A 283-nucleotide genomic window follows, 5' to 3' on the forward strand; every position below is an offset into this window, starting at 1 on the left:
GTCGACGGGAAGCTCGGTTTCGATGCCCTCGCGCACGACACGGGCGGTGCGGGCTTGCAACCCGAGTAACGCGCGGATAGCTTCACCGGTGCCAGCCTTGGCGCGGGCTTCTAGCAATCGGCCCAGCATTAACAGGGTCAGGATCACCCCGACCGCCTCGAAATACACGTCGCGAACATCGGCCGGTAAGACCCCAGAGGCGACGGTGACCAACAGACTGTAACCATAGGCCGCCAGGGTGCCCAACGTGATGAGGCTGTTCATGTCGGCGCTGCGGTGCGCT

At 64.0% G+C, this 283-nt stretch carries 1 pseudogene; it reads right to left on the reverse strand.

From position 1 onward, the window contains the following. A pseudogene (locus AC5Y5O_RS32325) lies at nucleotides 1-283 on the reverse strand (heavy metal translocating P-type ATPase); the annotation flags it as partial.

The organism is Mycobacterium sp. NGS40 (assembly GCF_059812735.1).